This is a genomic window from Streptomyces sp. STAM6, assembly GCF_054963715.1.
The window spans coordinates 239,451-262,659 of the sequence record NZ_JBUEFZ010000004.1; the positions used below are offsets into that span (position 1 = coordinate 239,451).

21 protein-coding genes and 2 tRNA genes are annotated in these 23,209 nt (G+C 71.6%); 18 read left to right on the forward strand and 5 right to left on the reverse strand.

What is annotated here, in order from left to right; translation table 11 throughout:
- Window positions 1-175: 175 nt before the first annotated feature.
- The 5 genes from proB to ACY34K_RS07790 all read left to right on the forward strand — a co-directional run bounded on the left by proB (window position 176) and on the right by ACY34K_RS07790 (window position 5,231).
- Window positions 176-1,303 (forward strand): glutamate 5-kinase, encoded by a 1,128-nt coding sequence (gene proB / locus ACY34K_RS07770; RefSeq protein ID WP_462745147.1) that lies wholly within the window; start codon window positions 176-178, stop codon window positions 1,301-1,303.
- A gap of 132 nt (window positions 1,304-1,435) precedes the next feature.
- Entirely contained in the window at window positions 1,436-1,936 is a 501-nt protein-coding gene (locus tag ACY34K_RS07775) for a hypothetical protein (RefSeq protein ID WP_462745149.1), read from the forward strand.
- A gap of 145 nt (window positions 1,937-2,081) precedes the next feature.
- On the forward strand, window positions 2,082-3,383 hold the full coding sequence (locus ACY34K_RS07780; RefSeq protein WP_462745151.1) for a glutamate-5-semialdehyde dehydrogenase: 1,302 nt from the start codon (window positions 2,082-2,084) through the stop codon (window positions 3,381-3,383).
- A 119-nt stretch (window positions 3,384-3,502) separates the two neighbouring features.
- Entirely contained in the window at window positions 3,503-4,081 is a 579-nt protein-coding gene (locus ACY34K_RS07785; protein WP_462745153.1) for an SCO2584 family spore wall biosynthesis protein, read from the forward strand.
- A 73-nt stretch (window positions 4,082-4,154) separates the two neighbouring features.
- Window positions 4,155-5,231 (forward strand): SCO2583 family membrane protein, encoded by a 1,077-nt coding sequence (locus tag ACY34K_RS07790; RefSeq protein WP_462745155.1) that lies wholly within the window; start codon window positions 4,155-4,157, stop codon window positions 5,229-5,231.
- Window positions 5,232-5,500: 269 nt separating this feature from the next.
- Here ACY34K_RS07790 and ACY34K_RS07795 read toward each other — a convergent pair whose 3' ends face one another.
- The gene (locus tag ACY34K_RS07795) at window positions 5,501-6,571 is read right to left on the reverse strand and encodes a M48 family metallopeptidase (protein WP_462745157.1); all 1,071 of its coding nucleotides are present in this window, start codon (window positions 6,569-6,571) and stop codon (window positions 5,501-5,503) included.
- A gap of 224 nt (window positions 6,572-6,795) precedes the next feature.
- Here ACY34K_RS07795 and ACY34K_RS07800 point away from each other — a divergent pair, with 224 nt between their 5' ends.
- The 6 genes from ACY34K_RS07800 (at window position 6,796) to ACY34K_RS07825 (ending at window position 10,701) form a co-directional block, all read left to right on the forward strand.
- Window positions 6,796-6,957 (forward strand): hypothetical protein, encoded by a 162-nt coding sequence (locus tag ACY34K_RS07800; protein WP_462745159.1) that lies wholly within the window; start codon window positions 6,796-6,798, stop codon window positions 6,955-6,957.
- 67 nt (window positions 6,958-7,024) lie between these two features.
- Window positions 7,025-7,645, forward strand: coding sequence for a nicotinate-nucleotide adenylyltransferase (gene nadD, locus ACY34K_RS07805; protein ID WP_462745161.1), 621 nt, complete (start codon window positions 7,025-7,027; stop codon window positions 7,643-7,645).
- 19 nt (window positions 7,646-7,664) lie between these two features.
- On the forward strand, window positions 7,665-9,398 hold the full coding sequence (locus tag ACY34K_RS07810; RefSeq protein WP_462745163.1) for an LCP family protein: 1,734 nt from the start codon (window positions 7,665-7,667) through the stop codon (window positions 9,396-9,398).
- 69 nt (window positions 9,399-9,467) lie between these two features.
- Window positions 9,468-9,905, forward strand: a complete 438-nt coding sequence (gene rsfS / locus ACY34K_RS07815) for a ribosome silencing factor (protein ID WP_462745165.1) — start codon at window positions 9,468-9,470, stop codon at window positions 9,903-9,905.
- On the forward strand, window positions 9,902-10,555 hold the full coding sequence (locus ACY34K_RS07820) for a histidine phosphatase family protein (RefSeq protein WP_462745492.1): 654 nt from the start codon (window positions 9,902-9,904) through the stop codon (window positions 10,553-10,555). Before rsfS ends, ACY34K_RS07820 begins: the two co-directional genes overlap by 4 nt.
- A gap of 73 nt (window positions 10,556-10,628) precedes the next feature.
- Window positions 10,629-10,701, forward strand: a tRNA-Ala gene (locus ACY34K_RS07825).
- Between the two features lie 54 nt (window positions 10,702-10,755).
- Here the strand turns inward: ACY34K_RS07825 and ACY34K_RS07830 are convergent.
- Window positions 10,756-11,634 (reverse strand): helix-turn-helix transcriptional regulator, encoded by an 879-nt coding sequence (locus tag ACY34K_RS07830; RefSeq protein WP_462745167.1) that lies wholly within the window; start codon window positions 11,632-11,634, stop codon window positions 10,756-10,758.
- Between the two features lie 102 nt (window positions 11,635-11,736).
- On the opposite strand from ACY34K_RS07830, the gene ACY34K_RS07835 reads away from it, so the two are divergent.
- The 3 genes from ACY34K_RS07835 to ACY34K_RS07845 all read left to right on the forward strand — a co-directional run bounded on the left by ACY34K_RS07835 (window position 11,737) and on the right by ACY34K_RS07845 (window position 13,643).
- Complete coding sequence (locus tag ACY34K_RS07835) at window positions 11,737-13,170, forward strand: MFS transporter (protein WP_462745169.1); 1,434 nt, start codon at window positions 11,737-11,739, stop codon at window positions 13,168-13,170.
- Between the two features lie 71 nt (window positions 13,171-13,241).
- Window positions 13,242-13,406, forward strand: a complete 165-nt coding sequence (locus ACY34K_RS07840; RefSeq protein WP_462745171.1) for a hypothetical protein — start codon at window positions 13,242-13,244, stop codon at window positions 13,404-13,406.
- A 3-nt stretch (window positions 13,407-13,409) separates the two neighbouring features.
- Entirely contained in the window at window positions 13,410-13,643 is a 234-nt protein-coding gene (locus tag ACY34K_RS07845; protein ID WP_026277450.1) for a hypothetical protein, read from the forward strand.
- Here the strand turns inward: ACY34K_RS07845 and ACY34K_RS07850 are convergent.
- Window positions 13,622-14,842, reverse strand: coding sequence for a glycosyltransferase 87 family protein (locus tag ACY34K_RS07850; protein WP_462745173.1), 1,221 nt, complete (start codon window positions 14,840-14,842; stop codon window positions 13,622-13,624). The two genes, ACY34K_RS07845 and ACY34K_RS07850, sit on opposite strands and share 22 nt — an antisense overlap.
- 134 nt (window positions 14,843-14,976) lie before the next feature.
- Here ACY34K_RS07850 and ACY34K_RS07855 point away from each other — a divergent pair.
- Window positions 14,977-15,049: transfer RNA gene (locus ACY34K_RS07855), tRNA-Ala, on the forward strand.
- A gap of 53 nt (window positions 15,050-15,102) precedes the next feature.
- On the opposite strand, the gene ACY34K_RS07860 is transcribed toward ACY34K_RS07855, so the two are convergent.
- Both ACY34K_RS07860 and ACY34K_RS07865 read right to left on the reverse strand, forming a co-directional pair.
- Window positions 15,103-16,701, reverse strand: a complete 1,599-nt coding sequence (locus ACY34K_RS07860; protein WP_462745175.1) for an NADH-ubiquinone oxidoreductase-F iron-sulfur binding region domain-containing protein — start codon at window positions 16,699-16,701, stop codon at window positions 15,103-15,105.
- On the reverse strand, window positions 16,698-18,095 hold the full coding sequence (locus ACY34K_RS07865; protein WP_462745177.1) for a hypothetical protein: 1,398 nt from the start codon (window positions 18,093-18,095) through the stop codon (window positions 16,698-16,700). The genes ACY34K_RS07860 and ACY34K_RS07865 overlap by 4 nt, the downstream gene beginning before the upstream one ends.
- Window positions 18,096-18,509: 414 nt before the next feature.
- On the opposite strand from ACY34K_RS07865, the gene leuS reads away from it, so the two are divergent.
- The 3 genes from leuS to ACY34K_RS07880 all read left to right on the forward strand — a co-directional run bounded on the left by leuS (window position 18,510) and on the right by ACY34K_RS07880 (window position 23,199).
- Window positions 18,510-21,380 carry a leucine--tRNA ligase gene (gene leuS / locus ACY34K_RS07870; protein WP_462745179.1) on the forward strand — a complete coding sequence of 957 codons (2,871 nt, stop codon included), beginning with the start codon at window positions 18,510-18,512 and terminating at the stop codon, window positions 21,378-21,380.
- 134 nt (window positions 21,381-21,514) lie between these two features.
- On the forward strand, window positions 21,515-22,288 hold the full coding sequence (locus ACY34K_RS07875; RefSeq protein WP_462745181.1) for a hypothetical protein: 774 nt from the start codon (window positions 21,515-21,517) through the stop codon (window positions 22,286-22,288).
- Between the two features lie 65 nt (window positions 22,289-22,353).
- Window positions 22,354-23,199, forward strand: coding sequence for a DegV family protein (locus tag ACY34K_RS07880; RefSeq protein WP_462745183.1), 846 nt, complete (start codon window positions 22,354-22,356; stop codon window positions 23,197-23,199).
- Window positions 23,200-23,209: the final 10 nt, after the last annotated feature.

A 23,209-nucleotide genomic window follows, 5' to 3' on the forward strand; every position in this document is an offset into this window, starting at 1 on the left:
AGTCGTGCGGAGGCCCGGTGCCGTTCGCGGACGCACAGCCGCTTCCGTTTGCGCGGAGTGGGGCCGTCGCACCCTGGCGGAGGGGGGCCACGCGTCGCCCGGACGCTGTCCACGGCGCTGTCCAGCGAGTGGAATGCGCGCGCGCCGATCACCGCGCCTGGCATAGATTTCCCACGTGACAGTGGCAAGGCAGTACGTAACGGAAGCCCGCAGGATCGTCGTCAAGGTCGGCTCCTCCTCGCTGACCACAGCATCCGGCGGCCTCGACGCCGACCGCGTCGACGCACTCGTCGACGTACTCGCCAAGGTCCGCAGCGGCGGCGAGAAGGAGATCGTCCTGGTCTCCTCCGGCGCCATCGCGGCCGGCCTCGCTCCCCTCGGCCTCGCCCGCCGCCCGAAGGACCTCGCCCGCCAGCAGGCCGCCGCCAGCGTCGGCCAGGGCCTGCTCGTCGCCCGCTACACCGCCTCCTTCGCCCGCTACGGCGTCCGCGTCGGCCAAGTCCTCCTCACCACCGACGACACCAGTCGGCGCGCCCACTACCGCAACGCCTACCGGACCCTCGACCAGCTGCTCGCCATGGGCGCCCTGCCGGTCGTCAACGAGAACGACACCGTCGCCACGGACGAGATCCGCTTCGGCGACAACGACCGGCTCGCCGCCCTCGTGGCCCACCTCGTCCGGGCCGACCTGCTGGTGCTGCTCTCCGACGTCGACGGCCTCTACGACGGCGACCCCGCCAAGCCCGGCACCTCCCGGATCGCCGAGGTCCGCGGCCCGGCCGACCTGGAGGGCGTGGAGATCGGCTCCGCCGGCAAGGCGGGCGTCGGCACCGGCGGCATGGTCACCAAGGTCGAGGCGGCCCGGATCGCCGCGGCCGCGGGCGTTCCCGTGGTCCTGACCTCGGCCTCGCGCGCCGCCGACGCGCTCGCCGGCCGCGACACAGGCACCTACTTCCGCCGCACCGGGCGCCGCTCCGCCGACCGCCTGCTCTGGCTCGCTCACGCGTCCACCCCCCAGGGCGCGCTGATCCTCGACGAGGGCGCCGTGCGGGCCGTCGTCGAAGGCAGGAAGTCCCTGCTCCCGGCCGGTATCGCGGCGGTCGAGGGCGAATTCGCCGCGGGGGATCCGGTCGAGCTCCGGGACGCCTCGGGCCGGGCCGTAGCCCGGGGCCTGGTCAACTTCGACTCGAAGGAGATGCCGCAGCTCCTGGGACGTTCCACCCGAGAACTGGCGAAGGAACTGGGTCCGGCATACGAGAGAGAAGTCGTACACAGGGACGATCTGGTCGTACTCCACCCCTAGAACGGCTGAAAGACCTGCCATCGGTCGGAGACCTTCACCAAAACGGCCCCACGTTCCGCCCAGGACTGGTCAACTTTGTTTCGGGGGTAAGCCGGGGTGACAGCACGACAACGCATCAACAGGAGGCCGCCGGTGAGACGAGCGCGCCCAGGGGCCCTGCCCCGAGGGACGACCGAACGCGCCCTGACGAGTGTCGAGGCCGGGGCGGACTTCGACGACGCCGGATTCGGCGAGGGCGATCAGGGCCGGCACGCGGGACGGGAAGCGGACACGCGCACACCGGACCGTCCGGTGTCCAAGCTGTGGCACATCACGCTCAGCGTCTCGGGCCCGGAGGCCCCGCTCACGGAGGTCAGACGCGCGCTGGAGCAGCTCGCCCACGACCATCCCTTCCTGCTGACCAGCCGGTACGCGAACGATCACGCCGAGATCCGGTACTGGGAGGAGGCCCGCGACCTGCATGACGCCGCGGCCGTCGCCCTGCGGCTGTGGGGCGAGCACCGGCAGAGCGCCAAGCTGCCGCCCTGGGAGATCGTCGGCCTGGAGGTCATCGACCGCGAGACGTACCACCAGCGGATCGCCGAGGGATACGGCCCGCCGCCGGCCGCCCCCGTGGGCGTGCACCCGTACTGACCCCGCGAGGGACGTACGGATCCCGCGCGGTGCGTACCGGCCCGGAGCAGGGCGAGGTGGTGGAGGGCGGCGCGGATCTCAGTTCGGCGTCTCGCAGTGCGGGATATGTGATGGATGCCCGCCGCGGGCGCATTACCCTGCGAGCATGACCTCGCACTCCTCCGCCCCGTCCGTCACGCCGTACGACGACATGTCCCCGGTGGCCCAGGCCGCCTACCGGGCCCGCGCCGCCGCCGCCGAAATCGCGCCACTCCCGCGCGCGGCGAAGGACGACGCGCTGCTGGCGATCGCCGACGCGCTGGAGGTCCGCACGAGCGAGATCGTCGAGGCCAACGCGGAAGACGTCGCCCGTGCCCGCGAGGCCGGCACCAGCGAGTCGATCATCGACCGGCTGACGCTGACGCCCGAGCGCGTGCGCGCCATCGCCGCCGACGTCCGGGACGTGGCCGCGCTGCCCGACCCGGTCGGCGAGGTCGTCCGCGGCTCGACCCTCCCCAACGGCATCGACCTGCGCCAGGTCCGCGTCCCGCTCGGCGTCGTCGGCATCATCTACGAAGCCCGTCCGAACGTGACCGTGGACGCCGCCGCCCTCTGCCTGAAGTCCGGCAACGCCGTACTGCTCCGCGGCTCCTCCTCGGCGTACTCCTCCAACACCGCCCTCGTCCGGGTGCTGCGCGACGCCGTCGGCGGCGCGGGCCTGCCGGCCGACAGCGTCCAGCTCGTGCCCGGCGAGTCCCGCGACTCGGTCCGCGAGCTGATGCGCGCCCGAGGCCTGGTCGACGTCCTCATCCCGCGGGGCGGCGCCTCCCTGATCCGCACGGTCGTCGAGGAGTCCACCGTCCCCGTCATCGAGACCGGCACCGGCAACTGCCATGTGTACGTCGACGCCGAGGCCGACCTGGACATGGCCGTCGAGATCCTGATCAACTCCAAGGCGCAGCGGCCCAGCGTCTGCAACGCCGCCGAGACGCTCCTCGTCCACCAGGACATCGCCGAGGCCTTCCTGCCGCGCGCCCTGGACGCCCTCGCCGAGGCCGGCGTCACCGTCCACGCCGACGAGCGGATCCAGGCCCGCGCCGAGGGCACCAAGGCCACCGTCGTGCCCGCCACGCCCGAGGACTGGGAGACCGAGTACCTCTCCTACGACATCGCCGCGGCCGTCGTCGACTCGCTGGACGCCGCCGTCGCGCACATCCGGCTCTGGTCCTCCGGCCACACCGAGGCGATCGTCACCACCTCGCAGGCCGCGGCCCGCCGCTTCACCCAGCTGGTGGACTCCACGACGGTCGCCGTGAACGCGTCCACGCGCTTCACGGACGGCGGCCAGTTCGGCTTCGGCGCCGAGATCGGCATCTCCACCCAGAAGCTCCACGCCCGTGGCCCGATGGGCCTCCCGGAGCTCACGTCGACGAAGTACATCGTCACCGGCGACGGTCACACCCGGTAGGCACCGCCCGTCGCGCCCCATGGGCGCCGCCCTTCGCGGGGGCGCCCGGGGGCGCCCCGGTGGGGGGAGAGTTCGCGCTCTCCCTGCCCAAAACCACCTCCCAGGTCTACTCTGAAGGCGTGCCGGACGACGTGGGGGGCAAGCCGTTCCCGGACGGCTGGGAGCCCGACGACGACCGCGGGGGCGCGGACGAGGACTTCGCCTCCGTGGTGTTCGACGAGGACTTCGTACGGGCCGCCGAGGTCCATGAACCCACCGCGGTGGAGCGGCTCCTGGCCGCCGCCCAGGCACGGGCCGAGGCCGAGGCCGCCCGGGCACGGGCCCGCGGGGGAGCGGCCGACGACGAGCCGTACGACGACGGGTACGGGCCCGGCGAGTACGGCCGGACATACGGCGACGGTTACGACCTGTCCGACCTCGACGACAACCCGTACGGCCCCGACGGCGGCACCCTGCGGCCCTACCGCTCCAGCGCCCGCTGGCACCGCCCCGTCGCCTGGATCCTCGCGCTGCTGATGGGCATAGGCATGGTCGCCCTCGCTTTCACCGCCGTCTATCGCGGGGCCTCCGGCAGCCGCGACAACCAGGTCCCGCCGCCCCCGGCCACGACAGGCGTCGACAAGCCCAGCGCCACCGCACCCTCGGCATCCGCCCAGTACACCGCCCCACCCGTCTCCGCCGTCCCGCGGTCGCCCTGAGTTCCCCTTCCGCCCGCCAAGTTGACCGGCGGCGGAGCGTTTACCCCCGGCCCCCCGGACCTACCCTGAAGGTATGGCCAGGAGTGGCGACCCGCCCGAAGGGACCCCCGACGGGCTCCCCGGCGGAGGTGAGGACGAATACCGGTCGGTCGTCTTCGACGAGTCGTTCGTCCGTGCTGCCCGCCTGCAGGAGTACTCCGCGCGTGAGCGCATGGTCGAGCACGCCAGGGCCGTCCGTTCCCGCCCGGCCTGGGGTGCCGTCCACCGGCCCCGGCACGGCGCCCTGGCCCTGGTGATGGTGATCGCCATGGCCTTCGCCGCGGCCATCTACCTCGGTGTCCGCCACCCGTACGCGCCCGTGACCGACCGCCGCGCCGAACCCTTGCGGATCACCGTCGTCCCGCTCGCTCCGCAGGGCCCCGTACCCGGCGGGAAGCCTGCCGACCTGTACGCGCGGAGCCCCGCCGCCCAGTTCCGCTCCGGCGCCGCGGGCATCCCCATGCCGCCGGTCCGGCGCACCGTGCACTTCTCGGAGAGCCAGGTCGTCACCGCCCTCAGCACGGTCAAGGACTACCTGGTGGAGTCCTCCGTCGACCCCGACGTACTGACCGGCGGTGCCGTCCGCCAGGTGCGGCTGCTGCTCGACCCCGACCAGCTGGCCCAGTTCGACCGCAGCGTCGAGTCCCCGGCCGCCGACGGCCGGCACGAGGCCACCGGCTGGCTGGTGCGCTTCGACACCGGCGAGGTGACGCTGGCCGACACCGCCGTGCGGGTCCAGGGCTCGATGCGGGTCAACGAGGCGGGGGCCGACGTCCTGGACGTGACGTCGGTCCACACCTTCGTGTACGCGGTGCGGCCCGCCCGCGCGGCGGCCGACGTCGACGCCTCGCTCTTCACCGTCCGGCGCGAGCTGCACTTCCGCTTCGACCGCGAGGACCTGCGCATGCACCGGGCGGAGCTGCTGACCGCCCATGTCCAGGCCGGCCCACAGTCCTGCTCGGACAACCCAGCGGGCTCGATGCGGCCGCTGCTGGCCGGAGAGCGGGCCACCTCCACCGGACCCGCGAAGACCGATCCGTATGCCACCGGCCCGGCCCCCGCGCGCCTGTGCGGGGCTCTGGCGCCGGTCGCCCCGCCGCCGTCGACCTGACCCCACCGGGCGCCCCGAGCACAGGGCCTCCGGCCCGGCCGGGCGCCCCGCCCCCCGGGCCCGACTTCCGGGGCCCCACTCCCGCGGCCCGACTGCCGGGCGTCCCGGGTGCCGGGCGCCCCGAGTTCGGGCGCCCCGAGTTCGGGCGGCCCGAGTACGGGCGTCTCGGGCGCCGGGAGCCTCGGCACCCGGCCTCCAGCCCCGCCGGACGGCCGGAGTGCCGGGCGCCCCGGCACCCGGCCCCGTGCGGACCGTGAGGCGGTTCTTCGTCAGGCTTCGGCCCGGACGTCGCCGCTGCCGTTGCTCTCCGCCCTGCCGGAGCCGCCCGCGAACTTCTCACGCAGTTTCCCGCCCAGGTCCCCGGCACCGCCCGCGATGTCGCCCACCAGCTTCATCAGCGGGTCCTTGCTGGTGCGAACCGACTCGGCGTAGTGGTTCGCGGACTCGCGGAAGGAGTCCGTGACGGAGGTGTCCTTGTCGTCCTCACGCCGCGGGTAGTGCCCGTCCATGATCCGCTGGTGGTCGCGGCTCTCGGCCCACTTCTTCAGCTCGGCGGCCCGCACTGTGGTGAAGGGGTGCGAGCGAGGCAGCACGTTCAGGATCTTCAGCACGGAGTCCCGGAGGTCGCCGCCGGCCTCGTACTCCTGCGCCTGCTCCAGGAACGCGTCCACGTTCATCTCGTGCAGGTGGTTGCCGCCGGCGATCTTCATCAGGCCGCGCATGGAGGCCTGGAGGTCCTGCCCCACCAGCAGCCCCGCCCGGTCCGCCGACAGCTCCGACTTGCGGAACCACTCCCGCAGGGCCGTCACGATCGCCATGATCGCGACATTGCCGAGCGGAATCCACGCGACCTTGACCGCGAGGCTCGTGAGGAACAGGAGCACCGTGCGGTAGACGGCGTGACCGGACAGCGCGTGGCCGACCTCGTGGCCGACGACCGCCCGCATCTCCTCCTCGTCCAGCAACTCCACCAGACCGGTGGTCACCACGATGATCGGCTCGTCCAGTCCGATGCACATCGCGTTGGGCTTCGGGTCCTGCGTCACGTACATCGACGGGACCTTCTCCAGGTCCAGGATGTAACAGGCGTCCCGCAGCATGTCGTTGAGATGCGTGAACTGCGCGTCGCTCACGCGCACCGAGTCGGAGAGGAACAGCAGCCGGAGACTGCGCTCCGGGAGCAGGCCGCTCAGTGCCTTGAAGACGGTGTCGAAGCCGCTCAGCTTGCGCAGCGCGACCAGTGCCGAGCGGTCCGCGGGATGTTCGTAGGCACGCGACGAGATGCCCGGGAAACGCCTGCGCTGCCGGCTCGGCACATTCTCGTGGTGGTTTTCGGTCATGGAAGCCCCCTGTTCGAACGAGATCCGCCTCGTCCCCCTGACGGACCCCAGACTAGGCGCTGAGGTTGCCTGCGGCGGGGGCCTGTGGATAACGCCTGGTTCGGCCGCGTGGATGTCGCAACCGCAGCGACAACGACTGAGTCGGCGTGAGCGTGCCCGGACCGCCCGCATACGATGTGCGCGAAGTCCCCGCTCCGACTCCCCATGGATAGGTCCTGCCGAAGATGAGCATCCACAGCGCCGCCCAGAGCCTCGTCACGCTCGCCGAGGGTTCCGAGCACGGTGGCAACCACGAAAGCCTCAGCCCGTACATCACCGGTGGCGGCGCCCTGCTCGTGCTGCTCCTGCTGCTGTGGGTCACCACCCGCTTCAACCGCGACCGCTGAGCCGGCGACGGCCGGGCCGGAGACCGCACGGACGGCCCGCCGGGCCGTGCCAGTAGGCTCTGCACGCATGGGAGACCAGAAAGTGCCCAGCAGCCCCGGCAAACGCCGTCTCGGAGTGATGGGCGGGACGTTCGACCCGATCCACCACGGACACCTGGTGGCCGCCAGCGAGGTGGCCGCCCTGTTCCACCTCGACGAGGTGGTGTTCGTACCGACCGGGCAGCCGTGGCAGAAGACCCACAAGACGGTCTCCCCGGCCGAGGACCGCTATCTCATGACGGTCATCGCCACGGCGTCCAACCCGCAGTTCTCGGTCAGCCGGATCGACATCGACCGCGAGGGGCCGACCTACACCATCGACACGCTGCGGGAACTCCGTGCCCTCAACAAGGACACGGACCTCTTCTTCATCACCGGCGCCGACGCGCTCTCGCAGATCATGCCCGGCTGGCGCAACGCCGAGGAGCTCTTCTCCCTGGCCCATTTCATCGGGGTCACCCGCCCGGGTCATGACCTCTCGGACGACGGTCTGCCCGAAGGCGGAGTGTCCCTGGTGGAGGTGCCGGCCCTGGCCATCTCTTCATCCGATTGCCGCGCCAGGGTCGCGGCGGGCGATCCGGTCTGGTATCTGGTGCCGGACGGTGTGGTGCGCTACATCGACAAGCGCCAGTTGTACCGGGGCGAATGAGCCACGGAGAGGGGCACCGGTGAACGACCAGCAGAACCCGTACGACCCGTACTACACGCCGCAGCCGCAGATCGTCGGCTACGACGAATACGGGCAGCCGGTGTACCAGCAGCCTCACCATCAGCAGCCGCAGCACCCGCAGCAGTACGATCCGTACGCACAGCACCAGGGTTACGGCTACGAGACCTACGCCCAGCCGGAGCATTCCCAGCAGCCCCAGCCCCAGCACTACGACGCCTACGGCCGTCCAGTGCAGCAGGGGCAACACGGGCAGCACGGGCAGGCCTACGGGTACGACGGCTACGCCGGGTACGACACCTCCCAGCAGTGGGCGGCGCCCCAGCAGCAGATGCCGCAGCAGGCCGCTCCCCGGCCCTCCGTCCCCCGGCCCGCGGCGGCCCCCCGCCAGGCGCCACCCCAGGCGCCGGTGGAGGCCCCCGCAGCCGCGTCGGTGCCCGGGCAGCGCCGCCGGTCCGGCGGGCCGTCCGAGGACCGTGAGTACCGCACCGAGCAGTTCTCGTTCGTCGAGGAGCCGGACGAGGACTCCGAAGACGTCATCGACTGGCTGAAGTTCACCGAAAGCCGCTCCGAGCGCCGGGAGGAGGCCAAGCGGCGCGGCCGCAACCGGGTCGTCGCCCTCGTCGTCGTCCTGGCCCTCGCGGTCGTGGGCGGTGTCGGCTACCTCTGGTCGGCGGGACTGCTCCCCGGTCTGGCCAAGGAGGAGACCAAGGCGGGCGGCACCGCCACGGGGCCGCAGAAGCGAGACGTGATCGTCCTGCATCTGCACAACACCAACAACAAAGACACGTCCACCGCCCTCCTGGTGAACAACGCCACCACCAAGCAGGGCACCACCGTGCTGCTGCCCAACGCGCTGTCCGTCGCCAACGACGACGGCACCACCACCACCCTCGGCAAGTCCGTCGACGAAGACGGTTCCACCGGCACACGCGAGGCCGTCGGAACCCTGCTCGGCACCAGGATCACCGGTACCTGGCGGCTCGACACCCCGTACCTGGAGAACCTCGTCGAACTGGTCGGCGGCATCGACATCACCACCGACACCCAGGTGCCCGGCGCCAAGAAGGGCGACCCCCCGCTGGTGCCCAAGGGCGAGAACCAGACCCTGAACGGCCGCATGGCCGTCGCGTACGCCACCCACCGCGGGTCCGGCGAGGCGGAGGCCGCCCAGCTGCAGCGGTTCGGCCAGGTCATGTACGGCGTCCTGCGGAAGATGTCGGACGACCCGCAGGCCGCGACCACCACGGTGCAGACGCTGGCGCAGATCCTCGACCCGTCGCTGCCCGAGAAGGACCTCGGCGCCTCGCTGGCGAAGCTCGCCGAGCACGCCAAGGTCGGCGACTACAAGACCGCCCTTCTGCCGGTCCAGCCGGACGGCACCCTCAGTGACGAGGCCGGCCGCAGTGTGGTCAAGGACATCCTCGGCGGCTCGGTCAGCGCGCCCGAGCAGGGCGCGGCCGTGCGCGTGGGCGTGAAGAACGCCTCCGGGAACGACGACGCCACCGAGGCGGCACGGATCGTTCTGGTCAACGGCGGGTACTCCGCGATCGACGGCGGCAAGGCGGAATCGGAGTCGTCGTCGCGGGTCGTCTACGGCGACGAGGCCCAGAAGGCGAAGGCCGTGGAGGTCGCCAAGACGCTGGGGCTGCCGGCCGACGCCGTGGAGAAGGGCAAGCCCGCAGCCAACGCGGACGTCACCGTCGTCCTGGGGCAGGACTACGAGGTCAAGTAATGGTTTGCCGGGCTGTCGGCGGTACGTGAGACCCTTGAGGTGTTCCCGACCGCCGACGAAAGCCTGCTTGTGACCGCCACCGACCGCTCCATCGAGCTTGTGACCGCTGCCGCCCAGGCGGCCGCCGACCGGCTCGCGCACGACATCATCGCCTACGACGTCAGCGACGTACTGTCGATCACCGACGCCTTCCTGCTCGCCTCCGCGCCCAGCGACCGCCAGGTCAAGTCGATCGTCGACGAGATCGAGGAGCGGCTGAACAAGGACCTGGGGGCCAAGCCGGTCCGCCGTGAGGGCGACCGCGACGCCCGCTGGATCCTCCTCGACTACGTCGACATCGTCGTCCACGTCCAGCACAGCGAGGAGCGGGTCTTCTACGCCCTGGAGCGGCTCTGGAAGGACTGCCCCGAGCTGCCGCTCCCCGAGGACGCCCGGCAGACGCGCGGCAAGGCGGAGGAGCACGCCCGCCTCACCGGCGCCGAGGGAGCGGACGGTGAGCTGAGCTGAGCGGCAGCAAGGGCGGCAGGGGCCGCCGGATCGTCCTGTGGCGGCACGGCCAGACTTCCTGGAACCTGGAGCGCCGTTTCCAGGGCTCGACCGACATCGAACTGACGGAGACCGGCGTCGCCCAGGCGCGCCGGGCCGCCCGGCTGCTCGCCGCGCTGAAGCCGGACGCGATCATCGCCTCCGACCTGAAGCGGGCGGCGGCCACGGCCGGTGAGCTGGCCGCGATCACCGGTCATCACGTCAACCACGACTCCGCCCTGCGCGAGACCTACGCGGGCGAGTGGCAGGGCCTCACGCACGACGAGATCCTCGCGCGGTACGGCGAGCAGTACGCCGCGTGGAAGCGCGGCGAGCCGGTGCGCCGGGGCGGCGGTGAGCTGGAGACCGAGGTCGCCGAGCGGGCCGCACCCGTGGTGCTGGAGCACGCCGACAAGCTGCCCGACGACGGCACCCTCGTCGTCGTCAGCCACGGCGGCACGATCCGCACCACCATCGGCCGGCTGCTCGGCCTGGAGGCCCACCACTGGGAGGGTCTGGGCGGTCTCTCCAACTGCTGCTGGTCCGTGCTGGGCGAGGGCGCGCGTGGCTGGCGGCTGCTGGAGCACAACGCCGGCACCCTGCCGGAACCGGTCCTCGGAGACGACGACTGACCCGGATTTCACTTTCCGGCAGGTCACAGGCTAAAGTTCTTCTTGTTCGCAGCGCGGAGCGCGAAGAACACGAGGGGCTATAGCTCAGTTGGTAGAGCGCCTGCATGGCATGCAGGAGGTCAGGAGTTCAATTCTCCTTAGCTCCACAATCACCGGATCCCGTCCCCACAGGGGGCGGGATTCGTGCTTTCCCCGGCCGCTCAGGCGCGCAGCCGCTGGATCGCCCGCCGGCTCTCCTCATCGTTCGGGGTGTACGCCACCAGCCGGCACTCCGGCATCCCGTTGATCGACAGCGACACCGACGTCATCCGCACCTCGCCCACGATGTCGTGCCGGAAGACCTTCACACGCGGCCCCGGCGGCAGGACGTCCCCGCTCGCCCACAGCCTCGCGAAATACGGGCTGGCGGCCGACAGCCCGGCTATGAACGACTCCCAGGACGGCTCGCCCACATGCCGTCCGTACGCCCCCCGCAGCTGCGCCACCATCAGGGGCAGCTCGGTCTCCTTGTTCACCACCGGGCAGCACGCGTCGGGCACGGTGAACAGCGTCCACAGCACATTGCGCGGGGAGGACGGCTCGTGGTCGGGCCGCACGAACAACAGCCGGTAGGCCCGGTTGGTGGCCAGGACGTCGTACCGGGCGTTGTAGACCACGGCCGGGTGGGGGTCGAGGGCGTCGAGGATGCCCTGGATCTCCTCGCTCACCGCCGCGACGTCCACCGTCCGGTCCGGCACGTACGGCACCTCCGCCAGGTGGTACAGGTGCTCCCGCTCGGGCTGGTCGAGCCGGAGCGTGCGCGCCACCGCGTCCAGAACCTGGGCCGAGGCATTGATCGGGCGGCCCTGTTCCAGCCAGGTGTACCAGGTCACGCCCACACCGGAGAGCTGGGCGACCTCCTCACGGCGCAGCCCGGGTGTGCGGCGGCGCAGCCCCGCGGGCATGCCGACATCGGCGGGTGTCACCCGGGCCCGGCGGCTGCGCAGGAACGCGGCCAGCTCCGGTCGGCGGCGCTGCGACACCGTCGCCGGGCCCTGTCCCCGGGCCCCCGCCTGCGCTTCCTGTGCCATCGTCGTCATCCCCCCATGCTCGACGGCTCGCCCCGCCCTTGCCAGGTATTGCCAGTACCAGCATCCGGAGGCTCTCGTTACCCGTACCGGACCGCCGTCAGGCTCGACCCCATGACGACGACCACGACAACTCCTGTACTCAGTAAAGACGGTGGCACCGACAACCGGCCGTCCCTGCTGCTCGGCGTGGTCCTCGCGGCCCAGTTCATGGCACTGCTCGACGTCTTCATCGTCAACGTCGCCGCTCCCACGATCCGTACCGAACTTGCGGCCTCCGGCGCCGCGTTGCAACTGGTCATCGCCGGCTACACCATCGCCTACGCCGTCCTGCTGATCACCGGCGCCCGCCTCGGCGACCTCATCGGCCACCGGCGGACGTACCTCGCCGGCCTCGCCGTCTTCACGGCCGCCTCGCTCGCCTGCGGGCTGGCCGCCGGCCCCGGGCAGCTGATCGTGTTCCGGCTGGCCCAGGGGGCGGGTTCGGCGCTGATGATCCCGCAGGTCCTCAGCCTCATCCAGCGGAACTTCACGGGCGAGGCGCGGGCACGGGCGCTGGGTGCGTACTCCGCTGTCCTGGCGACCGGAGCCGCGGCCGGACAGGTGCTGGGCGGAGTCCTCGTCAGCGCGGACCTCTTCGGCACCGGCTGGCGGCCCATCTTTCTGGTGAACGTGCCGATCGGCCTGGCGCTCCTGGTCCTGGGCGCCCGGGTGCTGCCCCGGGACGACCGCGGGGCCCCCGAGCGGTCGCGCGGCCTGGACCTGCCGGGTCTGGTGCTGCTCGCGGGCGCGGTCTGTCTCTTCACCGTCCCCCTGGTCCTCGGCCAGGAGCGGGACTGGCCCGTCTGGTCCTGGTACTCGCTCGCCGCCTCGGCGGTGCTGTTCGCGGCCTTCTGCGCGTACGAGTCGCGCCTCGCGCGGCGGGGCGGCGCACCGTTGATCGCACCGCGCGTCCTGCGCGTGCCGGGCATGGGCCGGGCGGTGGCCCGGATCACGCTGGGCATGGCGGTCAACGCCGGTTTCCTGTTCACCATGACCCTGCACATCCAGGGTGGGCTCGGGTACAGCCCGCTGCGCGCCGGGCTGTCCTTCGCCCCCACAGCCGTGGTCTTCGGGCTCGTCGGGCTGACCTGGCGGCGCTGGCCGGCCGCCTGGCAGCGCGGCCTGGTGCCGGCCGGTTTCCTGCTGAGCGCGTGCGCGGCCGCGGCCGTGGGGCTGGAGCTGCGCGCCGGCGCGGGCCTGGGGGCGGCGGCGTTCGGGGCGTTCGCGGTGCTCGGAGCGGGGCTCGCCCTGGGATTCGGTCCCGTACTGACCGGCGCCCTCGCCACCGTGCGGCAGGAGGACGCCGCCGACGTCAGTGGCCTGCTCGCGACGGTCACCCAGCTCGGTCAGCTGATCGGCGTCGCGACCTTTGGCACACTCTTCCTGAGCCGTCTGAATACGCCGGGGGCGCATGCGTCCGCGGATGCGCTGTGGGTGTGCGCCCTCGCGTTGGCCGCCGCGTCGATCCTGGCAGCCTCGGTGGGGCTGGTGCGCCGACCCCGCTGACCCTCTTGCCGCGCCATGGCAGAATCGGACGGCCGGAGGGGGACGACGGCCCGGACGGGAGGGAGTGCGCGATGGCCGCGAGCAGTTTCGAGGAGGCCGGTGCCAGACTCGCCGAGGCCGAAGTGCGCGCCGGTCTCAGCTGCCCCTCGTGCGGCTCGTCCCATGTCGCCCAGGTACTGGGGGACAACGGTGGAGTGTCCTATGTGTGCACGTCCTGCGGCCACAGCTGGAGCTGAGTAATGGGTGCACACAGGCGGAAATGCGACTGGTGCGGCAGCGGTACGCCGATCGTCCGTGACATGGATCCGGTCAATCCCGAGTACCAGTACTGGTGCGAGGAGTGCGCCAGGGCGCTGATCATAAAAGGCGACCCCATCGAGACCTACCGGGAACTCGAGGGGGAGCCCATCTACGGGCGTCTGCTCGACGAGCACTGCACCCTCAAGCGGTTCTACTCCTTCGCCACGGCCTGACGCGCCCGCCGGTCCCGCACCAGCGGCACCGCGAAATACGCCAACAGGGCCAGTCCCGCGAGCGTGTAGAGCCCTGACAGCAGCATCTGCCCGGCGTTCTGGTGCAGTTCGAGACGGATCGGGGCAGGCGCGTGTGGCACCCACCACAGGGCGAACGACCCGAAGAGCAGCCCTGCCGCCACCGTCCACCCCGGCCGCACGCGGGTCGCCAGCAGAACGAGCATCGGCACGCACCACACCCAGTGGTGCGACCACGAGATGGGGCTCACCAGCAGCGCCGTCGTCGCGCACGCCACCACCGCCACCGGCCGGTCCCCGCGCAGTGCCGCCAGTACCGCCACGGTGAGTCCGCCGACGGCCACCACGAGGGCCACGACCGCCCACCACAGACCCGGGTCGGTGGTGTGCATCAGCCGGGCCAGCACTCCGCTCAGCGACTGGTTCGCCGTCTCCTCCTTGCGGCCCACCCGGCTCGTCTCGAAGATCGCCTGCGTCCAGAAACGGCGTGAGTCGTACGGCAGGATCACCGCCGACGCCAGCGTCACACCGAGGAACACCCCGGTCGCCGTCGCGGCCTGGCGCAGCCACGCGTTCCACCGCCGGCCCTCCCCACGCGCGCGTGCCACCCCCACCAGCAACAGCATCACGACGAACAGCCCCGGTGTGAGTTTCACCGCAGTGGCGAGGCCGATTCCCACCCCCGCCCACCGGCTGCCTTCACGGCGGGTCAGGTCCCACAGCACCACCACGGCGATGAGCAGATTGATCTGGCCGTACCGCAGGGTCGTCCACACCGGCTCGCACCAGACCACGACGGCGGCGATCCACAGGGCCGCTCCCGGCCGGTCCCGGCCCACCAGACGCAGCGAGAAATGCACCAGGGCCAGCAGCAGGAGCAGGTTTCCGGCGGTGGCAAATGTGCGCATCTCGGGCACGCCGAGCAGAGTCAGCGGTGTGAACAGCAGCGCGGCGAACGGCGGATACGTCGTCGGAAGGTTCGCGGATGTGGCGCGCATCGCATAGAGATCGCCACCGGCCAGCACGGTTTCTCCCTCCGCCCGGTAGACGGAGAGGTCCAGCATCGTGACGTTGGCGGCACGCTGAGCCACCCAGAAAGCCGCAAAAGAGAGCAGACAGGCCGCTATGGCGGGGAGGGGCAGGCTCCGGATGCGGGCCCGCGCGGTCATGGTGACGGTCACGAAGGGCGACGCTACCGGCCAGAGCCCTACCGACCGTAAACGATTTGGTGAATCACCGGGGGGACCGTGTAATGTTCTCTGTGTCGCCGCGAGGGAAGCCCGCAAGGGAAACCGAGCAGGGCGGCACACCGCAAGGGGCTATAGCTCAGTTGGTAGAGCGCCTGCATGGCATGCAGGAGGTCAGGAGTTCAATTCTCCTTAGCTCCACAGAAATCAGGAAGCGGGCCATCCGAATCGGATGGCCCGCTTCCTTGTCTCCGTCAGTTCCGGCCGCTGCCCAGGGCCTTGCGGGTCACGCCACCCAGGGCCTTGCGGTTGGGGCCCGGCAGCGCGGGACGGTCGCGCTCACCCTGCTCCAGTCGGAGGGCCAGCTCGGGACACCGGCGGACCGCCAGCTGCGCCCGCTGCCGCAGATGCACCGGGACCGAGGCGTCCATCAGGACCGGGTAGCCGTCCCGGCCCATGCGGATCAGCTCGGGCACGATGTCCGCGCACAGGCCGTGGCCCTTGCAGAGCGTCCAGTCCACCGCCAGCTTCTCGCCGGACGGGATGGACTCCTCCGCCTCCTGGTAGCCCGGCTCGGGCAGGGGCAGCACACCGGTCGTGGGGCGCCCGCAGGTGCCGTGCAGGACATGGGCGGCGAGATCGTCCGTGAACGCGGCCAGCGTCGAGTTGAAGAAGCGCACGGAGCCATCGGGGTGCTTGCACACACCCCGGCCCTTCACGGCCTGTGTGACCTCGCGCAGCGCCTCCAGCGCGGCCGGGCCGCCGCCGTTCAGCACGTCGGACAGGCCGCCGGCCGCGGCCGGCAGCCCCAGCCGGCAGGGCCCGCACTGCCCCGCCGTCTCGGCGGCCAGCCAGTTGGCCACCCGCAGCGACTCGCCCAGCGGGCAGGTCTCCGGGCCGATCGGCAGGATCGCGCCGGCCCCCAGCGCGCCCCCCACGGCCTTCAGGGACCCCTGCGACACCGTCGCGTTGTGCACGGCGTTCGCGTCGATCCACTCGCCGTGGTAGCCGCCTGTGAGCACACCCTGCGGCAGCGGCGGCGCGCCGGCCAGCTGGAGCACGTACCGCAGCGGCACGCCCGTCGGCACCTCCACCACCATGGGCCGGGCCACGGCACCGGAGATCGTCAGCATGACGGTGCCCGGCTCGTTGTCCAGGCCCGTGTGGCAGTAGCGCCGGGCGCCGATCCGGGCGGCGATCGCGAGCTGGGCGAACGTCTCGGCGTTCGACAGCAGCGTCGGCGCGCCGCCCACGCCCGACTCCGCCGCCCGCTCCCGGCGGCCCGGCGGCTTCGAGGGACCGCCGTTGGCCGAGCGGATGACGGAGGACGCCTCACCGGACACCATCCGCTCCGGATTGCGGACCACACGCGCGCGCAGCTGCTGTCCGCGCCGGTCGGACAGTCCCCGCTCGGCCAGCGCGGCGCGTATGGATATCTCCGTGGAGTTGCGTGTCACCGCGACGATCAGAGTGCGGGCGCCGAGCGCCTCGGCGGCCAGCAGCGCACCGTCCAGGATCAGGTGCGGGGCACGGTTGAGCATCACCGTGTCCTTGCGGCAGGGCGGCTCGCCCTCACTGCCGTTGACCACGACGACCGGCCGCACACCGCGGCGGATCGCCGCCTTCGCCACCGCGCGCAGCTTCTTGCCGAAAGGGAAGCCGGCGCCGCCGCGGCCGCGCAGCGAGATGTCGTCCGCGAGCTGGGCCAGCCGCTCGCCGGGCATCGGTTCGAGCGGACCGTGCACCTTGAGGTGCATCTGCAGGTCCAGCCGCTCGACGAGGTCGAATCCCTGGGTGAGCTGGGGGAGGCCGACGACGCGGACTTCGGGGACGTCGGGGAGCGGGTCGTTCACGGGCGGTCTCCTGCGGGTGCGTTCCAGGGCTCACCGGCGGGCGGCTGCTGGAAGGGGCCGGGTGCGGACTCGGCGGGGTCGTACGAGGGCGGAACGGGGGACTGGGCGGGCGGCGGAGGGGACGGGGTCGGCCAGTAGCCGGGCCGGGTCGCGGGCTCGTCCTCGATGACGGGGAGCTCCTCCGTCATCGGCACGCGCTCGGCGAAGGGGATCTCCTCGGTCATCGGCATGCGCTCGGCGAACGAGTAGTCCTCGGTCATCGGTGTGCGCTCGGCGAAGGAGTACTCCTCCGTCGTCGGTACGCGCTCGGCGAAGGAGTACTCCTCGGCCGGCTGCACGCGCTCGGCGAACGGGACCTCCTCGGCCGGCTGCACGGTGTTGCCCAGCGAAACCGCCCGGTAAGCGGCCGAAATGCCCGCACCTGAGGTGGCGGGCGGAGGGAAGGCGGATTCGTATATCTGTGGCGAAGGCGCCGCCAGCGTGGGCTGGTCGCGGGGGCGGCCGAAGGACGGGTCCGGCGGCTCCGGCCGCATCGGCGGAGGCTCACGCCACAGCTCCTGCTCGAACTCGCGCGGGGGAGGTGTACGCGAGGGGGTGCGCTCCTCGAAGGACCGGGCGCCGGGGAGGTCCGTGGCGCCGGGCAGCGGCGACATGGACAGGTCGCGCCTCGAGGGATCGGCCTCGGCGGGGTCCCCACCGGGCCCGACCAGCGACAGGAACCGGCTGGCCACGCGGCTCTGGACCGGACGGGGCAGCAGCCGCAGGGACACGATCACCGCCACGCCGAGCAGCGCGAGGCTGTACAGGGTGGTCACCCACGCGGCCGCGGGGCGACCCGCGTAGAGCCCGTGGATCAGGGCGAAGCACCAGGCGGGATACGCCAGCATGTGCAGCGGCCGCCAGCGGGCGGCGATGTCGCCGCGCCCGGCCAGGGCGCTGCGTGCCGCGCCCGTGGACGCGGCGACCACCATCAGGAAGCCGGCCAGCGAGCCGAAGCCGATCAGCCCGGACGTGCCGGTGACACCGAGGCCGAAGGGGACGAGGGCCCCGATGAGCGCCACGTGGCCGAGGGACACCTTGACCGTGGCGTGCAGCAGCAGGAAGCCGAGGGAGGCGACGGCGGTGGTCCGGTGGATCGCCTGGGCGATCAGACGCTGGCGGACGGAGAGGAGAAGCCGGTCCGTGGCGAGCAGACCCCAGGCCACCGAGGCGGAGAGCGAGACGAGTGAGAGGACGCCGGTGGCGAAGTCCAGGGCGGCCCGGAAGCTGTCGCTCCCGCCGATCGCGAGCACCGGTATGAGGACCAGTGCGGCCGCGGACAGCCCGCCCTGCACCGGTCGGCTCATGCCGGCCTTCAGCGCGGGTGATGAGCGGATCTTGCGATGAGGGTTCATGGGGGGCGACTCCAGTGGTGCGGAAAAGAGGTCCCGTGGCCGCATGCTAAGTCGAGGCATACCAAGCAGTACGAGCTTTGGGCGTTTAGATCTCGGAACAGACGCAACTGACTTTGGGGTTGCCCTGGATAAGGTTGATACGCGGAGTAACCCCGGCCTGCTCGGACCGTCTCCCGCCCCGCCCGCCGGCGGCGAGACCCGATCCCGCCCCGTGGAACCTCGGTGCGGCTCTCACCTGGCCTGCGGTACCCTGACGCCATGCGTGCCGTACGCCTTCTGCTTAGCGAGCCGCGCTGATCAGTCCCGACGGGTCCGGAAACCCGATCGGCATCGGCGCGGCGTCCCCTCCTGTGCGAGGGGTTTTTTCGTTTCCGTATTCGCAGGCAGAGACGATCGATGGAGCTTCAAGGGATCATGAGCGAGACGAATTCCGCCGCCACGGACGTGGCCGCGCCGCACCGCTACACGGCGGCCATGGCCGCCGACATCGAGGCACGCTGGCAGGACTTCTGGGACGCCGAGGGCACCTACGAGGCGCCGAACCCGAGCGGTGACCTGGCCGGGGACCCGGCCGTCGTCGCACGCCCCAAGAAGTTCATCATGGACATGTTCCCGTACCCCTCGGGTGCGGGCCTCCACGTCGGCCACCCGCTGGGGTACATCGCCACCGACGTCTTCGCCCGCCACCAGCGCATGACCGGGCACAACGTCCTGCACACGCTGGGCTTCGACGCCTTCGGCCTGCCCGCCGAGCAGTACGCCGTCCAGACCGGCACCCACCCGCGCGTGTCGACCGAGGCGAACATCGAGAACATGAAGGTCCAGCTGCGCCGGCTGGGCCTGGGCCACGACAAGCGCCGGTCCTTCGCGACGATCGACCCGGATTACTACAAGTGGACCCAGTGGATCTTCCTGCAGATCTTCAACTCCTGGTACGACGACGAGGCCAGGAAGGCCCGTCCGATCGCCGAGCTGGTCGCCCAGTTCGAGAGCGGTGAGCGCGCCGTACCCGGCACCACGCGCGCGTGGAGCGAACTGACCGCAGCCGAGCGTTCCGACGTCCTGGGCGAGTACCGCCTGGCATACGCCTCCGACGCGCCGGTCAACTGGTGCCCGGGCCTGGGCACCGTCCTGGCCAACGAGGAGGTCACGGCGGACGGCCGCTCCGAGCGCGGCAACTACCCCGTCTTCAAGGCCAAGCTGCGCCAGTGGAACATGCGCATCACCGCCTACGCCGACCGGCTGCTGGACGACCTGGACGCGCTGGACTGGCCCGAGGCCATCAAGCTGCAGCAGCGCAACTGGATCGGCCGCTCCGAGGGCGCCCGGGTCGACTTCGCCGTCGGTGACGACGCCATCACCGTCTTCACCACCCGCCAGGACACCCTGTTCGGCGCCACGTACATGGTGCTGGCGCCCGAGCACGAGCTGGTCGAGAAGATCGTCCCGGCCGCCTGGCCCGAGGGCACCCACGACGTGTGGACGGGCGGCTACGCCACCCCGGCCGCCGCCGTCGACGCGTACCGCAAGCAGGCCGCGACCAAGTCCGACGTCGAACGGCAGGCCGAGGCCAAGGACAAGACCGGTGTCTTCACCGGCGCCTACGCCGTCAACCCGGTCAGCGGCGAGCAGGTCCCGGTCTTCATCGCCGACTACGTGCTGATGGGCTACGGCACCGGCGCCATCATGGCCGTGCCCGCGCACGACAGCCGCGACTTCGCCTTCGCGCGCGCCTTCGAGCTGCCGATGCGGTGCGTCGTCGAGCCGTCCGACGGTCGCGGCACCGACCCGGCCACATGGGACGACGCCTTCTCGTCGTACGACGCGAAGCTGGTCAACTCGGCCAACGACGAGGTCTCCCTGGACGGCCTGGGCGTCGTCGAGGCCAAGACCCGGATCACCGACTGGCTGCGCGAGCGCGGCATCGGCGAGGGCACCGTCAACTTCCGGCTGCGCGACTGGCTGTTCAGCCGCCAGCGGTACTGGGGCGAGCCCTTCCCGATCGTCTACGACGAGGACGGCGTGGCGCACGCGCTGCCCGAGTCCATGCTGCCGCTGGAGCTGCCCGAGGTCGACGACTACTCGCCGCGCACCTTCGACCCGGACGACGCCGACACCCAGCCGGAGACGCCGCTGTCGCGGAACGAGGACTGGGTCAATGTGACGCTGGACCTGGGCGACGGCCCCAAGAAGTACCGCCGCGAGACCAACACCATGCCCAACTGGGCCGGTTCCTGCTGGTACGAGCTGCGCTACCTGGACCCGCACAACTCCGCGCGGCTGGTCGACCCGGAGATCGAGCGGTACTGGATGGGGCCGCGCGAGGGGCAGCCGCACGGCGGCGTCGACCTGTACGTCGGCGGTGCCGAGCACGCCGTGCTGCACCTGCTGTACGCGCGCTTCTGGTCCAAGGTGCTGTTCGACCTGGGGCACGTCTCCTCGGCCGAGCCGTTCCACAAGCTGTACAACCAGGGCATGATCCAGGCCTTCGTCTACCGGGACTCGCGCGGCATCGCCGTACCGGCGGCCGAGGTCGAGGAGCGCGACGGCGGCTTCCACCACCAGGGTGAGAAGGTCAGCCGCGTTCTGGGCAAGATGGGCAAGTCCCTGAAGAACGCCGTCACCCCGGACGAGATCTGCGCCGAGTACGGGGCGGACACGCTGCGCCTGTACGAGATGGCCATGGGCCCGCTGGACGTGTCCCGGCCCTGGGACACGCGCGCGGTGGTGGGCCAGTACCGGCTGCTGCAGCGGCTGTGGCGCAACATCGTCGACGAGTCCACCGGTGAGGTCACCGTCGTCGACGCCGAGCCCGACGAGGACACGCTGCGCGCCCTGCACAAGGCGATCGACGGCGTCTCGCAGGACATGGCCGCGATGCGGTTCAACACGGCGATCGCCAAGGTCACCGAGCTGAACAACCACCTGACCAAGTCCGGCGCGCCGCTGTCCCGCTCGGTCGCCGAGCGCCTGGTCCTGCTGGTCGCGCCGCTGGCCCCGCACATCGCCGAGGAGCTGTGGCGCAGGCTGGGCCACACGGAGTCGGTCGTCCACCAGGACTTCCCGGTCGCCGACCCGGCGTACGTGGTCGACGAGACCGTGACCTGCGTCGTGCAGATCAAGGGCAAGGTCAAGGCGCGACTGGAGGTCTCCCCCTCCATCACGGACGCCGAACTGGAGGCGCTGGCCCTGGCCGACGCCGCGGTGGTCGCCGCCCTGGGCGGCGCGGGCATCCGCAAGGTCATCGCCCGGGCGCCGAAGCTGGTGAACATCGTTCCCGCGTAGCCGGAGCGCGCACCCGGCCCGGCTCCCGGGCTGGGTGTTTTCCCCTACGGGCAGGTTGGGGGTTCCGATGGAACCCACGACCTGCCCGTTCCGTTTACCGTGGAGGAATCACCGATGACATCGAGGGGACGTCCATGGAAGCCGCGATCATGATCTTGGCGCTGCTGTTCGTCGCCCTCGTCGCCCTGGGCGTCTACGTCACGGTGAAGGCGGTCGGGGCCGCGAAGCGCGGGGTCGACCGCACCATCACCCAGGCTCGGCGCACCGTGGAGGACACCACGCTCCGGGCGAAGAGCTACGGCGTGGGCGGCTCGGGCGGGGTGACCGCCGAGCTGGCCCAGCTGCGGCTGTCGCTGCGCACGTCGATGCGGGCGACACAGGATGCCCTGGAGGCGGGCGCGACCGAGGACGCGTCGCTGAAGGAGTCCCTGGACCTGTTCCGCCGGCTGAGTGCGCACGGCCACGAACTGGACGCCGACCTCAAGCGGCTGGAGCGGGACCCGGACCGTGCCAGGGTCGCCGCACAGCTCGGCGACCTGCGGGAGCGCACGGAGCGCATCACACACTCGGCGGACTCGCTGCGCTGGGCGGCGCGGGACCGGGCCCAGAAGTTCGCGGACGACGACCTGGCCTCCCTGAGCGCGCAGATCGACGTCGAGGCGAGCGCCCTGCGGCACTGGTCGGAGCGTGCGGAGGACGCCGCTTCCGCATGGCCGGAGACGGCCGGCGAGCAGCCCTCCCCGAAGGCTTCGCGGCAGCCCTCCCAGCAGCCTTCGCAGCAGGCCCCCCGGCCGACCGCGGCCCCCGGCGACCCGTCCGACACACCCCGGGCGATCACGGCACGCGACCCCCGGCAGCAGGGCGTCTACTCCTGGCAGAAGACGACGCGTCCGGAGACCACGAACTGACTTGAATCGATCAAGGGGCAGGGGTGGGCTGCCGTCCGGCGCCCCCTGCGGGTAACCTCCCGCTCATGTCCCGCCATGTCGCGATCGTCACCGATTCCACGGCCTACCTGCCCCCGCAGGCGATGGCGCGGCACGGCATCACCGCGGTGCCGCTGACCGTCGTCATCGGCGACCGGGCGTACGAGGAAGGCACCGAGATCTCGGCGCGGTCGCTCGCCCTCGCCCTGCAGAAGCGCCGCTCGGTGACCACATCCCGGCCCAGTCCCGAACTGTTCGCGGAGACCTACCGGGCGGCCGCCGAGCAGGGCGCCACGGGGATCGTCTCGCTGCATCTGTCGGCCGAGTTCTCGGGTACCTACGACGCCGCCGTGCTGGCCGCCAAGGAGGCGCCGGTGCCCGTGCGCGTCGTCGACACCGGGATGGTCGCCATGGCGCTGGGATTCTGCGCGCTGGCCGCCGCCGAGGCGGCGGAGGCGGACGGCACCCTGGACGACGCGGTGGCCGCGGCGGAGAAGCGGGCCGCCGGCACTTCCGCCTATTTCTACGTCGACACGCTGGACTACCTGCGGCGTGGCGGTCGCATCGGCGCGGCCCAGGCCCTCCTCGGCTCGGCGCTCGCCGTCAAGCCGTTGCTGGAACTGGACGGCGGCCGCATCGAGTTGCGCGAGAAGGTGCGCACGGCGTCCAAGGCCATCGCCCGGCTGGAGGAGATCGCCGCCGACGGGGCGGGAGCGAGCCGGGTGGACATCGCCGTGCACCACCTCGCCGCGCCGGAGCGCGCCGCCGCGCTCGCGGACCGGCTGCGTGAACGCGTCCCCGGCCTCGCCGATCTGCACGTCAGTGAAGTGGGTGCGGTCATCGGCGCACACACCGGCCCCGGTCTGCTCGCCGTCGTGGTCTCGCCACGGTGAGTCACCCGTT